The organism is Loigolactobacillus coryniformis subsp. coryniformis KCTC 3167 = DSM 20001, from assembly GCF_002706425.1.
GTDB classification, from domain to species: Bacteria; Bacillota; Bacilli; order Lactobacillales; family Lactobacillaceae; genus Loigolactobacillus; species Loigolactobacillus coryniformis.
In genome coordinates this window covers 2,787,939-2,803,133 of record NZ_CP017713.1, presented here as the reverse complement: position 1 = coordinate 2,803,133, position 15,195 = coordinate 2,787,939, and the positions used below count along the sequence as shown (strand labels likewise).

General features: G+C 42.8%; 10 protein-coding genes and 1 pseudogene. 7 read left to right on the top strand and 4 right to left on the bottom strand.

The genetic code is table 11. The features are described 5' to 3' along the window. The first annotated feature begins 245 nt into the window (after nucleotides 1-245). The gene (locus tag LC20001_RS13525) at nucleotides 246-1,280 is read left to right on the top strand and encodes a branched-chain amino acid aminotransferase (RefSeq protein ID WP_010010312.1); all 1,035 of its coding nucleotides are present in this window, start codon (nucleotides 246-248) and stop codon (nucleotides 1,278-1,280) included. Between the two features lie 43 nt (nucleotides 1,281-1,323). Here LC20001_RS13525 and LC20001_RS13520 read toward each other — a convergent pair whose 3' ends face one another. Further along, nucleotides 1,324-1,983, bottom strand: a complete 660-nt coding sequence (locus LC20001_RS13520; protein ID WP_010010311.1) for a TetR/AcrR family transcriptional regulator — start codon at nucleotides 1,981-1,983, stop codon at nucleotides 1,324-1,326. A gap of 196 nt (nucleotides 1,984-2,179) precedes the next feature. Here LC20001_RS13520 and LC20001_RS13515 point away from each other — a divergent pair, with 196 nt between their 5' ends. The 4 genes from LC20001_RS13515 to LC20001_RS13500 all read left to right on the top strand — a co-directional run bounded on the left by LC20001_RS13515 (nucleotide 2,180) and on the right by LC20001_RS13500 (nucleotide 8,078). After that, nucleotides 2,180-3,916, top strand: coding sequence for an ABC transporter ATP-binding protein (locus LC20001_RS13515; RefSeq protein ID WP_010010310.1), 1,737 nt, complete (start codon nucleotides 2,180-2,182; stop codon nucleotides 3,914-3,916). Nucleotides 3,917-3,920: 4 nt separating this feature from the next. Then, nucleotides 3,921-6,017, top strand: a complete 2,097-nt coding sequence (locus tag LC20001_RS13510; protein WP_010010309.1) for an ABC transporter ATP-binding protein — start codon at nucleotides 3,921-3,923, stop codon at nucleotides 6,015-6,017. 147 nt (nucleotides 6,018-6,164) lie between these two features. Then, a complete protein-coding gene (locus LC20001_RS13505; RefSeq protein ID WP_010010308.1) occupies nucleotides 6,165-6,776 on the top strand; it encodes a TMEM175 family protein in 612 nt (203 codons plus the stop codon). 156 nt (nucleotides 6,777-6,932) lie between these two features. Next, the gene (locus tag LC20001_RS13500; RefSeq protein WP_010010307.1) at nucleotides 6,933-8,078 is read left to right on the top strand and encodes a baeRF6 domain-containing protein; all 1,146 of its coding nucleotides are present in this window, start codon (nucleotides 6,933-6,935) and stop codon (nucleotides 8,076-8,078) included. 596 nt (nucleotides 8,079-8,674) lie between these two features. Here LC20001_RS13500 and LC20001_RS13495 read toward each other — a convergent pair. From LC20001_RS13495 to apf, 3 genes are all read right to left on the bottom strand, one after another. Continuing rightward, nucleotides 8,675-9,361 carry a phosphatase PAP2 family protein gene (locus LC20001_RS13495; protein WP_010010305.1) on the bottom strand — a complete coding sequence of 229 codons (687 nt, stop codon included), beginning with the start codon at nucleotides 9,359-9,361 and terminating at the stop codon, nucleotides 8,675-8,677. A 223-nt stretch (nucleotides 9,362-9,584) separates the two neighbouring features. Beyond that, nucleotides 9,585-11,396: an oligoendopeptidase F gene (gene pepF / locus LC20001_RS13490; protein WP_010010304.1), complete on the bottom strand. Its 1,812-nt coding sequence runs from the start codon at nucleotides 11,394-11,396 to the stop codon at nucleotides 9,585-9,587. A 214-nt stretch (nucleotides 11,397-11,610) separates the two neighbouring features. Then, the gene (apf, locus tag LC20001_RS13485) at nucleotides 11,611-12,225 is read right to left on the bottom strand and encodes an aggregation-promoting factor (protein ID WP_010010303.1); all 615 of its coding nucleotides are present in this window, start codon (nucleotides 12,223-12,225) and stop codon (nucleotides 11,611-11,613) included. A gap of 584 nt (nucleotides 12,226-12,809) precedes the next feature. On the opposite strand from apf, the pseudogene LC20001_RS13480 reads away from it, so the two are divergent. Both LC20001_RS13480 and LC20001_RS13470 read left to right on the top strand, forming a co-directional pair. After that, a pseudogene (locus LC20001_RS13480) lies at nucleotides 12,810-13,796 on the top strand (DNA topoisomerase); the annotation flags it as partial. 325 nt (nucleotides 13,797-14,121) lie between these two features. Further along, the gene (locus LC20001_RS13470; protein WP_164512712.1) at nucleotides 14,122-15,150 is read left to right on the top strand and encodes an IS30 family transposase; all 1,029 of its coding nucleotides are present in this window, start codon (nucleotides 14,122-14,124) and stop codon (nucleotides 15,148-15,150) included. Nucleotides 15,151-15,195 lie beyond the last annotated feature (45 nt).

Here is a 15,195-nt window from a genome sequence, read left to right as displayed (position 1 = left end):
AAAACTTCACCTCAATAAGAAATTAGCCGGTAGTGTAAATCGAACTAACAAAGCCGATCTGCGCACTCGCTACTTTTATCATACGTGAGATTAAGCTTAAAGTAAATGTAATTATGATACTTAAATTGCCGACTTTAATTATGAATTTCAGAAACAAGGTTGACAAAGTGACGGTAGGTTACTACACTTAATATTAAAATTAAATAATAAAAATAATCGTTTTGTAATTTTAAGGGGGAAACATCATGTCAGTTAAAGCAAGTGAAGTTGATTTTGATAATTTAGGGTTCGATTATATGGACCTGCCATTCCGTTTCCGCGCGTATTATCGTGACGGCCAGTGGCAAGAAGCAGGTTTAACTGATGACCCCAACATCCATATCAGTGAAGGTTCAACGATTCTCCATTATGGTCAAGGTTCGTTTGAAGGCTTAAAAGCTTACCGGACTAAAGACGGTAGCATCAATTTATTCCGACCTGACGAAAACGCCAAACGGATGGCTAAATCCTGTGAACGTCTACTGATGCCGACTTTCCCAGAAGATAAATTTGTTGACGCGGTTAAGCAAGTCGTTAAAGCGAATAAAGATTTCGTACCTGCTTACGGTAACGGTGGGACTTTATATTTGCGGCCTTACATGGTTGGTGTCGGCGGTAACATTGGTGTTCATCCCGCTAAAGAATATATTTTCTCGATCTTCGCCATGCCAGTTGGTAACTACTTCAAGGGTGGCTTAACTCCAACAGCATTTATTACTTCCGAATATGATCGTGCCGCGCACAAAGGGACTGGTGCTAACAAAGTCGGCGGTAACTATGCAGCTAGCTTGTTCCCCGGCCAATATGCGCATGAAAATGGCTATAGTGACTGTATCTACCTTGATCCAGTTTCTCATCGTAAAGTTGAAGAAGTCGGTTCTGCTAACTTCTTCGGCATTACTAAAGACAACGTGTTCGTGACACCAAAATCACCATCGATCTTGCCATCGATCACTAAATTCTCCTTATTGTATTTAGCTAAGGAACGTTTAGGCTTAGGTACTGAACAAGGCGACGTTTACGTTGACCAATTCGATCGTTTCAAGGAAGCTGGTGCCTGCGGGACCGCTGCCGTTATTTCACCAATCGGCAGTGTGACTCATGAAGGTAACAAACATGTCTTCTACTCTGAAACTGAAGTTGGTCCTGTAACTAAAGAATTGTATGATACATTGACTGGTATCCAATTCGGTGATGTTGAAGCGCCAGAAGGCTGGATCCAAAAAGTTGACGTTGACTAATATGAAGTCGAAAAAAGAACACAGCATATTGTGTTCTTTTTTGTTATTCAGCTAAATACTGCTGCAATCCAGCAATAATCAAATCCAAGCCCTTTTCAAACTGTTGTTTAGCGGACAATTGGTTGCGCATTTTAATTGAGGCTTGCATGTGTTCTAAATGATGACTTTGCGCTTGTGCATGAATTTTTTTGACGTGTTCGGCTAAGCCTGGATCTTGTTGAGTTGTGATCTGCTGGCGGAAGCGATTTTCAATCGATAAGTCGATCATTAAGCCGGTTAGTAAGAAATCAATCGAAGTGACGGCGATGTTGGCGGTTTGCTCGTTGATGCCAGCGGTGGTGATGATTCCGATCGTGTGGTCGATCAAGTGTAGTCGTACTAGTGCAGACGGTATCGTTTCAACCATTAGAACGGCTGCCAATGGGTAACGTTCATAAACGTCAAAGATGTTACTGAATAATTGTTTGAGCTGCACAGTCCATTCTAGCTGCGTATCGGGAAGCTCAACGTGTTCGATCACCGCTTCAGCCATAGCCTGTAAAATATCTTGTTTGTTTTTAAAATGCCAGTAAAGCGTTGAAACATCAACGTGTAGATCGGCAGCCACTTTGCGCAGCGAAAAGTCGGTGAAGGAATGTGTATTACCCAAAGTCTTCAAGGCTTGTGCAATGATCTGCTCCCGATCAATTTTACGATTTGCCATTGATTTCAAGCCTCCATTTTTATTTGAATAGCTTCTCAAATTTTAAAAAATAATATTGTTTTATCCATTAACTTTTGATACAATTAAAACCGTTTTGTTTTGCAAAGCGATTTTTTTATTTTGGTATCCAACAGTGTTGGAGCACTAATTTATTATAACCGAAATTATGACAAATTGTACATGGGGGGATACTTATATGATGATCAAGGCAATTGGCAAGTACAAAGCGCTGGTCATTGCAGCATTGTTGACCATGCTTTTGCAAGTCGGTGCGGCATTATGGCAGCCAAGTTATATGAAACGCATATTAAGTGTAATGGCCGATACAACGCTGACAACGGCGGGGAAGGTCGATAAGATCAGTAATTACGGGATCGCATTGATCGTGATCGCTGTGATCGGCTTAGTTGGCTCGATTTTAAATACGATCACTGCGGCTAAGTTGGCGCAAGTTGTGTCAGCCGATTTGCGGGAAATGACTTTTCGTAAGATCCAAACATTCGCGTACGCGGATATTGAGAAATTCAATTCAGCTAATTTAGTTGTGCGCATGACCAACGATATCAACCAGATCCAAACGTTGATGATGATGATTTTCCAAGTATTGATTCGCGTACCGCTATTATTCATTGGTGCATTTATTCTATCGATCATTACCTTACCACAACTGTGGTGGATCATTATTGTGATGGTCGTTTTGATCGTGGTCGTCACTGGGCTGTCGATGCGCTCAATGGGTCCACATTTTGGGGCTTTTCAGAAGTTGATGGACCGAATCAATGCGATCGCTCGTGATAATTTGCGTGGTGCTCGAGTGGTGAAATCCTTCGTCCAAGAAAAGAATCAGGCTAAAAAATTCGATAAAGAATCTGATGATCTGTTGGGACATAATTTGGCAGTTGGCTATACGTTCTCGACGATGATTCCGGCGTTTATGATTATTTCGCAATTAGCAATTTTTGCTGCAATTATGTTGGTATCAACTTTTATCACTAAATCGCCATCAGTTGCTCAGGATCAATTAGGCGGTATTATGTCATTTATTCAGTACATGATGCAAATTATGTTCGCCATTATTATGGGTGGGATGATGTCGATGTTTGCTTCTCGGGGCTTTGTTTCAATGGGCCGGATCCGCGAAGTTTTGGATGCGGAAACGTCGATGCACTTTACAACAACTACCGATGAGGAGCTTGACGGTACTGTTGAGTTTGACCAAGTGACCTTTGCTTATCCTAACGATGAAAAACCAACGTTGAAGGATATCAGTTTTAAAATCGAACCAGGCCAGATGGTTGGTATTGTCGGCGCAACTGGGGCCGGCAAATCAACCTTAGCCCAATTGATTCCCCGCTTGTTTGATCCGACTGAAGGCACAGTCAAAGTCGGCGGTAAGGATATTCGTCAAGTATCGCAGGGAACATTGAAAAAGACGATCTCAATCGTCTTGCAAAAAGCGATCCTCTTTTCCGGGACGATCGCTGGTAATTTGAAGCAAGGGAAACAGGATGCGGATACGACTGATATGGATCGTGCCGCTAAAATCGCCCAAGCAGCTGAATTTATTGATCGTTTACCGGAGCGGTATAACGCTGAGGTTGAAGAACGGGGTAATAACTTCTCCGGTGGCCAAAAGCAACGCTTGTCGATCACCCGTGGCATCATTAAGCAGCCGAAGGTTTTGATTTTAGATGATTCAACGTCCGCGTTAGATGCGCGTTCAGAAAAACTAGTTCAGGACGCCTTTAACCGCGAACTTAGTGGTACCACGATGATCATTATTGCGCAAAAGATCTCATCAGTGGTCCACGCGGATAAAATTTTGGTACTGGATGAAGGTCGTTTAGTAGCTGTCGGTAACCATAAGGAACTAGTAGCAAACTCGGAAGTTTATCGACAAATCTACGCGACCCAGAAGGCAAAGGAGGACTAGAAATATGAATGATACAATGCGAGCAATAAAATTCTTTTACCTCTATCTTAAAAAATATAAGCTACAATTCTTGATCATTGCGGTATTTATTGTTGTGGCAACTTATCTCCAAGTTGCAGCACCAGTCGTGATGGGCGATGCGATCACCCATTTAACGACATATGTGACCGACTTCTTCACCCACCAGCATGCGGATGATGCAATCAAAGCGTTGAAGAAAATTGCTGCTGGCGCTAGTCAATCGCGGGAGGCGTTACGCAATATTGCTGCGCAAATGAGTCAAGCAACGGGGCATAATATTGATTGGACAACGTTGACTAATAGCAATGTGCCGCAACAAGTTTTATCGTCATTACCGAAGGGTACTACCATTGATAGCTTGCAAAAATTAGCCGACATGCCGACTAACTGGAAGCAACTCACCGATGCTAACGTGCCTGCAAGTATTTTGTCGTCATTGCCAAAAGGGACGACGATTCATAGCTTGCACCAAGTGGCCTTGTCGGCGCCAGCTAGTAAAGCTGATTTCTTTGCAATAATGTGGAAGTTATTGGCCTTTTATGTCATGACTGGCGTGGCTCAGTTGATCTATACGCTGCTGTTTGCGCGAATCGTGGCTCACTCGACTAACCGGATGCGTAAAGGCTTGTTCGGTAAACTAGAACGAATGACGATCGCTTATTTTGATCGCCACGAAGACGGCGATATCTTAGCTCGTTTTACTTCCGATCTTGATAATATTCAAAATACCTTGAACCAAGCGGCAGTCAACGTGACAACCAATATTGCGCTCTTTGTTGGGGTATTGGTCATGATCTTCCGCCAAAACGTCAGCATGGCTTGGGTCACAGTTTCAACCACGCCGGTGGCAGTATTGTGTGCCATTATCATCATTATCCAAGCTAAGCGTAATACTGATCGCCAACAAGCGGAGATCGGGGTGTTGAATGCCTACATGGATGAAAAAATCTCTGGTCAAAAGGCGATCATCGTTGAAGGCCAGCAACAAGACGCCATCGATGGTTTTGTTGAACGCAACGCCAAAGTGCAGAAATCTGTTTTTGGCGCCCAAGTTTGGTCAGGAATGATCTTACCATTGATGAATGGTTTCTCCTTGTTGACCACCGCGTTAGTCATTTTCTTGGGTACTAAGATCGCGTTGAATGATAAATCACTTGGTGCCGCTGCAGCACTAGGTTTAGTCGTCACTTTTATTCAGTACGCACAACAATATTACAATCCAATCATGCAGATCTCGTCGTCATTTGGTCAGTTACAGTTGGCCGTAACCGGTGCAACGCGCTTGAACGTCATGTTTGATGAACCAGATGAAGTACGGCCGGAAAACGGGAAGCAGTTTGACCATATGGATGAAGGCATTCAAATCGAACACGTTGATTTTGGCTATTTACCAGAAACGCCTATTTTGAAAGACGTGAATATCAACGTGAATAAAGGCCAAATGGTTGCTTTGGTGGGGCCAACTGGTTCGGGGAAAACGACGGTCATGAACTTGATGAATCGTTTTTATGATGTTGATCGTGGTGTGATCAAGTATGACGGCACTGATATTCGTGATTTTGATCTGGATAGCTTACGCGCCAATGTGGGGATCGTGCTCCAGGAGTCAGTGCTATTTGCCGGCACGATCGCCGATAATATCCGCTTTGGTAAGCCAGACGTCACAATGGATGAAGTGATCACCGTAGCTAAAACTACGCATATTCATGAATTCATCGATAGTCTACCAGATAAATACGAAACGCAAGTGGATGACACCAATTCGGTTTTCTCAGTTGGTCAAAAGCAACAAATTTCGATTGCGCGGACGATCTTGACTAATCCGAAGATTTTGATCTTGGATGAAGCAACATCTAACGTTGATACGGTTACAGAACAACAGATCCAGTGGGCTATGGAAGCAGCCATTGCCGGCCGGACATCGTTTGTGATCGCCCATCGTTTGAAGACTATTTTGAACGCCGACAAGATCGTCGTGCTTAAGGATGGTCAAGTCATCGAAGAAGGCACACATCATGAGTTAGTTGAACAAGGCGGTTTCTACGCCGAACTTTACCACAACCAGTTTGTGTTTGAATAGAAAATAAAATACGCAGCGAGCGTGTACGTGCCAATTTTGGTGGCGTTGCGCTCGCTGCGTTTTTATTAAGTGTAAGAGTGAAACAATGACTGCTTCAGTGACTGGCGCGGTATAATGAAGTCAGTTGAATTAAGGGAGGTGCAGTGGATGAAGTTAAGTCGCTTACAAGCTTTTAGCGACGGGGTTTTCGCGATTTTGATCACGATCTTAGTTTTAGATTTTAAGGTGCCCAATTATCAAACGGGGCATTTACTGACGGCGGTGCTACAGCAATGGCCAGTGCTAGCGGCTTATATTTTATCATTTATGTATATCGGGATCTTATGGCTATTTCATCACGACCTATTCAGTGTTTTCGCGCAGATCGACCGTAACGTGAATTTGCTGAATTTATTGATGTTGTTTGCCATTACGTTGATCAATTACCCAACGGCACTGTTATCACATACGTTGATGCAACATGAACGCGCTGATCTACAGGTGGCATTTATTAGTTACGCCGCTATTGCACTATTTATTTCGTTGACTTTTTTGTTACTATACAGTTATTTATCGCAGCATCCGGAACTAAAATCTAAGCGCGTTAGTCCTGAATTATTTGCGACGATCAGTTATGATCCGTTACGCAGTATGGTCATTTATTTTTTGTCGATCGTAGCCACATTCTTCTCAGTTGAGTTAGGTGCATTATTGCTAGTCGGTGGGATTATTTTTCACTTTTATGCGTATTTGCATTTAAGTCGCCGAATTATTATTTAAACATTTTTGAACAAAGTAGGCAAAAATGCTAAGATGAAGCTGTACAAATGAAACGTTTTCAAATTCAGTCTGATCCCTGTTTTTATCGCGGCTATTATTTGCCACAGTAAAGGCTGGGGGACAAATTATCTCTATTGTGGAGTAGGAGGAATCTTTATGGCAGAATTACAAAATGATCTAGCACAATTGATTCGGGCGCAAGGTGAACAAGGCCCATTTGTCTCCATTTTCATGAAAGTCTCACCTTATGAGCGTGATATTGCTGAAGATAAGGCAACGTTCCGTAATTTGGTGCAACAGGCGAAAAAAACGTTTGTCACTCGTTTTACTGAAAAAGAATGGGCGGCGTATCAGGATAAATTAGCACAAGTATTGCAGCAGCGGGCACTAGGCAATAACGGCGCCACTAGTATTGTTGTCGTCGTTGGCCAGAATGATACCTTTATCTATCCGTTAGCACAGGAAGTGGCTAATAGTGCGCATGTCGGTGATACGGTCTATGCTTTACCGCTGATCGCCAATGATCAATTTAGCTGGGACTATCATTTGTTGAAAGTTAGCCAAGATAGTATGGCCTTGTGGGATGTTACTGAAGGAGTCGCCACCCCAGTTGATTTGCCAGCAGCGGCACCCTTGACGCGGGAACAAGCGTTGGGTACCGAACTGACAACCGGGAAAACACGGACTACACGGACTGGCTTAGGTGCTAGTCAAGCTTCGCACGGTAATGATCCTAAAGAAGCAAGCCAGGCTAGCGATACGCAGAATTATTTTAAACAAGTTGATGACTATATTCTGACCAATTACTCCAAATCAACGCATAAACCGCTTGTTTTATTAGCGGTCAGTGAAAATCAGGCTATTTTCCGTAAATTAAGTAAGAATAAATATTTGCTGCAAAATACGCAGATCAGTAAAGTGCCAGCAAAACTAGACCGTCAGGCAATTGCGCAAATCGTTGCGCAGGTCAATCAACAGCTGGCAACTGAGGTATTGGCTGTATTACAAAGCCAAGTTGATCGTGCTCGTTCAGCAAAAAAGTATATTAGTGACCTCGGTGCGATCACGCAGCGGGCAGCTGAAGGCAATGTAGCGACCTTGTTTGTCGCTCAGGGCGCATATGTTGCGGGTCGGTTAGTCGGTGAAGAACTCGATACTAGTAGTCCAGCGGCCAAAGCGACTAACTTGCTGAACGAACTTAGTGTCCAGGTTTTACAATTAGGCGGGCAAGTTTACGTGCTACCGGCTGATGAATTGCATACAGATGCCACTGCGATCTTGCGGCGGACGGTTGAAGAATAAGAATAAATAAAAAAGTAGGCACTACCCCAGCAGCTAATCTGAGGTGGTGCCTACTTTTTTACTAATGAAATTATAGTTTTTAACTGAAAAAGTAGCGTAATAATAGCTAAAACGCGCGTAATAAATTTGAGACTAAATTAGTTGATTTACAATTTACAGTGCCTAATATTCATCAGGCAAACGCATCAATTGGCGATTGGCTTGGCGTTGAATGACAACTTCATCAGGTAAAACTAAGGCATTGTCAATGAGTTCAAGTGTCAAGTGTTCAGCGGGGTCAAATTGTTCACAGTAAATGTCACAGTGCCGTCCACGCTTCGTAATGATAAAAGCTACATTGTAAGGGAAACGTGTATCTTGGACGCGTAATGAATCATAAAAGTTCCAAAGATAATTTGTGAAATAACGGGGTAATTCTTCCTGGACGCCATCAGATAGTTGCCGTAAAAGGGGCCGTTTTCCAAAAATAATATCACATCCCTAAAATAAATCGCTTATTGTTGTTTCCTATTTTAGGGGACTTTTCAATAAAAAACCAGTCAAAAGGCGCAATGTCATCAAAATGATATATTATTTTAATATTATTGGGATAATTGTTACTTATTCCGATTAGCGTGGCGCATTTCTGGTAGGGTATGCGCCAAATGTACCTGTAGCCACGCGTAATAATGGCGATGTAACCAAAGTGCAATGTGTAGCCATAAGTAGCCAAGTAATAGCGCAGCGATCGTGTCACTCGGATAATGGGCACCTAAGTAAACGCGTGAAGCGACGACGAGTCCTAGCCACAAGCCGATAGCAATCAAGCTAGCTAAACGTTGCCATAATCGGGGTAATGGTCGGGCAAAAATAAAATACACCAAGCTTAAGATCATAACGGCGCTAAATACATGACCGCTGGGGAAACTATAACCGTTTTCCGGCAGTAGGACATGGGACGTTGGCCGCGGTCGGGCAACGATAAATTTAAGTAGCCAAGAAATGACGCCCCCAATACCGAAACTGACTAAAACCCAAATTGCGGCGGCGCGCCGCTGGAAATACCAGAGCGCGCCGCTTAATACCACTGCGTATAGAACCGCCATTGCCGGTTTAGCGATCACGCTGATCAAACGCATGAGAAAAGTTTTAGTTGGCGTTACGATTGCTTGAAGCGGTGTGGTCAAGGCTTGATCAATAAAGGTCAGCGGTGCCGCTTGAAAATGTGCTAGCAGCGCTAATATCATTAAAATTATTAAAACGACCAACAAGGCTGGTGGCCGCTTTTTTAATCGTAGATTCACTCATATAACTTCCTTTTTAAATAGTTAGTATAGCAAACTTTTTCAGTTCCAATTTAGCATTGTTAATGTTAAATCACCCAAGTTTTAGCTTATCGTAAAATTCTAAATTTTAGCTAAAGTTTTCGCAATTTTTCCATAAACAAAGAGCGTCGCAATCGTCAGAGGGTGCTCCCTGCGTTTGTGGCGCTCTTTGCTTCATTTTAGAGGATTTAATTGCAATAAGCTAGTCTAAATTTTTTAATAGTGTTTCTAATTCGTTTAAACGTTGCTCAAAGACTTTAAATGCTTGTTCCAAGTAAGCTGGCTGTGTCATATCAACGCCAGCCTTTTGCATGATTGCGATTGGGTAAGCAGAACTGCCAGACTTCAAATAATCAATGTAGGCATTGCGGTCAGCGCGCTCACCATTAATGATTTTATCGGCTAGCGTTGTGGCGGCCGCGAAACCAGTTGCGTACTGATAAACGTAGTAATTGAAGTAGAAATGAGGGATCCGTGACCACTCCAAAGCGATCTCGGGATCATTTTCGACCGCTGGACCGTAATACTTCTGGTTCAATTTACTGTAGTAATCAGATAAATGTTCTGCAGTCAACGGTACGCCCTTAGCATCTTCGGTATGAATGAAGTGCTCAAATTCAGCGAATTGGGTTTGCCGGAAAATTGTGCCTTTGAAGCCATCTAAATAATAATTCAGAATGTAGGCCCGCGTCCGTGGATCAGTTTGTTGCTTTAATAGGTAATCAGTTAACAAATTTTCGTTGGTTGTTGAAGCAATCTCGGCGACAAAAATAGCGTAGTCACCATACACGTATGGCTGATTATGGTGCGTATAATGGCTGTGGACTGAATGCCCCATTTCATGAACTAACGTGTACAGATTGTTTAAATTATTCTGCCAGTTTAATAAAATGTAGGGATTAGTGTCGTACATGCCGGATGAATAGGCACCACTTGTTTTGCCTTTATTCTCAACGACATCGATCCACCGGGTATCAAAAGCTTCTTGTACGATACTGGTGTATTCACGACCCAGCACTTTGGTGGCCTTCAATACTTCAGCTTTAGCTTCGTCGTAAGTGTAAGATAGGCTAGGTTCACCAGTCAAAGGCGTATACATATCGTACATGTGGAGTTGATCGACCTCAAGGATCTTTTTGCGCAAAGCCACATAGCGATGTAGTAACGGTAGATTTTTTTCGACCTCAGCGACTAGCGTATCATAAACGCTTTCGGGAATATGATTGGCAGAAAGGGCGGCTTGGCGGGCAGAATCATAGTGATGAACTCGCGCTTGGTAGTTGTGCATCTTAATGTGTGAGGACAAAGTTGAAGCCAGTGTATTACGGAACTGGCGGTAAACTTTATAGAGTTGTTGGAACGCCTGCTTACGTACGTCACGATTGGTTGATTCGATCAAAGTTCCATAAACACCTTGTGACAATTCAACATCATTGCCCTGAGCATCTTTAACGGTTGGAAATGGTAGGTCAACATCGTTCAAGACATTAAACGTTGCGGCAGAAGCATCAAAAACATCGCTAGCACCAGCCAATAATTCTTCGGCTTCAGCGGAAAGCACATGTTTACGCGTTGCCGTAACTTGTTCTAAGTAATGTTGGTAAACCTGCAAATTAGTGCTGCTATCAATATAATTTTTCAGTTCATCAGCCGGAATCGCTAAAATTTCTGGTTCTAAAAAGGAAACCTGAGCAGATACTTGTGCTACTAATGCACCAGCTCGTTGATCCATACCTTGATAAGTGGGGTTATCGTTATCTTGGTTATGTTTCAAACTAGCATAAACGTATAATTTTTCTAGTTTACGATAAAGATCAAAAATCTGATCCAAACCGTCGCTTAGATCGCGTGCGCTATCGCCAAGGGTACCTTTAAGTTTAGCGGCATCCTGCCCCAGCGTTGTGATTTCTTTAAAAGCGTTCTCCCAATCTGTATCACTGGGGTAAACCGTGGTCAGATCCCAAGTTAGTTCTGTGGGCACCTGCTCACGCGTAGGTAATGTTTTCGTTGACATATAAAAACCTCCTATATACATAATTAGCTAAAAGCCGTCAAACCGAACAGCGCCATCTGGGGCTTACTGTTCGCGCTTAACGCAGATGTTATCGCTTTAATCATAGCATATAACCGACGGGAAAGGCAGTCCTGCTGTTCGTTCAGCCTAAAAAGTGCATAAAAAAAACGCCCGCAAATGCGGACGTTTTGAAATTTCGAATTTATGTGTTGGCTTAGTACCAACCGTTTGATTGCCAGAAAGATTGAGCATTAACCCATGAACCGTAACGTGAAGTTACGTAGTTGTTAGCAACTGCTTCCTGGTTGGCAGCTGAGTAATCACCATTTAAGTATGAAGAACTTAATTGATACTTACCATAGTATTGGCCATTTGTTGCTGTATATGAACCGCCAGATTCTTTGTTAGCGATCCAAGCCTTAGCAGCTTCTTCTGAACTTGAACCAGTAGAAGTTGAAGTTGTACTAGTTGTAGCTGAAGCAGCTTGTTGTGTTTGTGCGGCTTGTTGTGCTTGAGCTGCACTAGCTTGTTGTTGTGCTTGAGCTGCTTGTGTAGCTTGAGCAGATTGTGCTGCAGTTTGTTGTGTAGTCGCAGCCTGTGTAGTTGTTGTATCTGTGCCGTCAGGAATTTCGTAATTCTGACCAGCAAAGATCAAATGAGTAGTAGCGTCAATATCGTTAGCTTTTTCAATGCTATCAATAGAAACACCGTATTTATCAGCAAGCTCGGAAACTGTATCACCAGATTGTGCTGTTACAGTTGCGGCCTGTGCTTGTTGTGCACCGACTAGGAATAAACCTGCGGCACCGGCTGTGGTGAACATTAACATTTTAACGCGTTTGCTTAATAAAATAATAATCACTCCTAAAGGATTTATGCTTTAATTTCTATATAAATTTCTGACTATCGACTGACGTTGCTTAGTTACTATCGATTCAACAGTGATAATTATAGTGGTGTACTGTAACAAACCAATACCAACGATATTACAAAACTGGCCGAAATTGAAATATCGTTACATGTTTGTAACATAACGTAATTGAAAAATCATGAAAGCCTAAGCCTTTGGTCTTAGAACTTGTTTAAATATGTGTAAATGTCACATAAAAAGCGAATTTTTTTTGAATTATTTTTAGATATTTGCTTAAAATTGCACAAGTCTTAACATAAAATCGAAAAATGACCTGATTTTTGACTGAATTTAACAGAAATATGACGGACAACATTTGCTTGCAATGTTCTTGGAGACGCAGTTTAATTTCGTGGTCACAACGTTATCATGAAAATTGTGCGCAATTTAATTGTTATCAGATATTTAGCGGTGTTAATGAATGTATGAACTTGTTAATTTATTTTCTGTGATTCTTTATGCATAAGTGTTTTTAATAGATGATTTAACAGTATTCTTGTTACGTGCCGACGAAAGAGAAACTAGCCAGCTTGCCTAAATTACAGCAACAAGTCTACGACCTGGTTTTAAGAACGACGTTAGCGATGTTTGCTGATCCGTACGAGTACGAGGAAACCACCATTATTACCCAAGTTGGTGACGCCAATTTTAAAGCAACCGGTAAGGTCCCAACTAAGCAAGGTTGGCAAGCTTTATTTGATGATCACAAAGCCGAACAGCAAGAAGCAGCAACTTTACCGCTCGTTCACCAAGGTGATCAAGTCCAAGCAAATCTGCAAACACCGCAAAAAGAAACGACACCACCGGTACCCTTTACCGAAGGTACCCTAATTACGGCAATGAAGACCGCCGGCAAAACGCTTGATGATGAGGAAGCCCAGGCGATTCTTAAAGACGTGCAAGGCATTGGGACAAGTGCGACCCGGGCCAATGTGCTAGAAGTGTTAAAGAAACGTGGCTATTTAGTTACTGAAAAGAACAATCTCCACGTCAGTGAAGCCGGAATTACTTTATGTAAAGCGGTTGAACTCGAACCCTTGCTCACTAGCCCAGAAATGACGGCTAAATGGGAGCAAGCATTACAGCAAATCAGTACCGAAGAACGCACCCCGGATAACTTTTTGAACCAAATCAAAAAGTTCGTGGAAAAATTGATTGCTGATGTTCCCACGCAATTGACTGGCAGTGCAGCCATTAAGCAACAAATCGATCACCAACAGCAAGCGCAAAAAGCCGCCGAAGTATTCTTAGAAACACCGCAAGCGACCGTTTTAAATAAACAGAAGTTTTACATTGTAAAGCCTAAGCAAGGCGAAGACTTTACCCTGCCCAAGAAATGGAGCAGTAAGACGCTTGGTAAGACCGCAATTAAAGCGCTGGTCACCAAGGGGGAAACCAGCAAATTAAAGGGTTTCAAGAGCAAAAAAGGAAAGTCGTTTGCTGCCAAGTTAAAGCTTGACGGCCATAAATTAAGTTTTGATTTTGATTAGAACCTGCCTACCGCCCTACACTACGTTCCGGTTGGTTAACCCGTCATTTAGGTTCACTTTTACAATCCTAAAAGTAAACCTGAACAACGGGTGAGATTAACAAAGCAAAGGAGATCATAAAATGAACAACGAATTAGCAGTTTTAGCCAGTGAATTACCCGTTTTGCAGACTAAAGGAACCTACAAATATTTAAAAGAAATTACCGCGCGTTTTATAATCAAGTTAGCCAATTAGATCCGGCTAATTGAAAAAATAAAAAACACCAAGACAAATCTCTGTTATCATTGATGTTCCAACACAAAAATGAAAGAGGTTATTGTCTTGATGCAAGAACAGAATACCACAGTCCGAGAAAAAGGTCACCACCTAACTTCATTTGAGCGCGGCAGAATCGCCACGCTACACAGCCAAGGATACTCTAACCGCGCAATTGCTAGAGTTATCGGCGTTTGTCATCAAACAATCAGTAATGAGCTACGCCGTGGTGAGATCGACCAAGTTAAAAAAGTGAACGGTCAACGGCAATATCACCGCGAGTACTCGCCAGAAGCGGCACAGGCCAAATACGAAGCTAACCGAATGTCCTGTCATCGACCTTTGAAACTCGCTGGTGTCGCTGACTTTATCCACTACTTTACGGCCCATTTGCACCAAGACGGTTGGTCGCCTGATGCCGCGGTGGGCCGTGCTAAACTTGAAGGCTTATATCAACCTGAGGAGATGGTTTCGACCAAGACGTTATACCACTATATCGATGCGCAACTACTTGAAGTCCGTAATCTTGATCTGCTCGAAAAAAACCGGCGCCGCACCAAACACCACCATTCACCCAAGCATAAGCGTCTGGCCGGACGAAGTATCGAAGAGCGACCTAAAAGTATTGATCAGCGCCAAGAGTTCGGTCACTTTGAGTTGGATACCGTAGTCGGTAAACGTAATGGCCAAGAAAGTGTCATTCTAACGCTGATCGAGCGCCAATCTCGCTGTCAGATCCTGCGTTTGATTGATGGCCGTGACGCCGATTCAGTCAACTACGAACTGGCTAAGATCTGCCAAGAATATGGACACATCATGAAGTCCGTTACCGCTGACAACGGGGCAGAATTCGCAGCGGCGGGGACGGTGCTTGACGGGGTTGCCGACCTTTATTATGCCCACCCTTACCGCTCTTCAGAACGAGGCACAAATGAGGCGCATAATCGAATGATCCGTCGTGATGTGCCTAAGGGCCTGTCCATGGATACTTTGGGCCCTAGTGATATCCAAGCAGTGGAAGCCAAGCTAAACAACTTACCACGCCGGCAGTCAGGTTACCAAACCCCAAAAGAGCTTTTCTCCGCTGCCGCTGGCTAAAGATTGAATCTTTAAAATATGAATATCAATGAAAATACTGTCTTA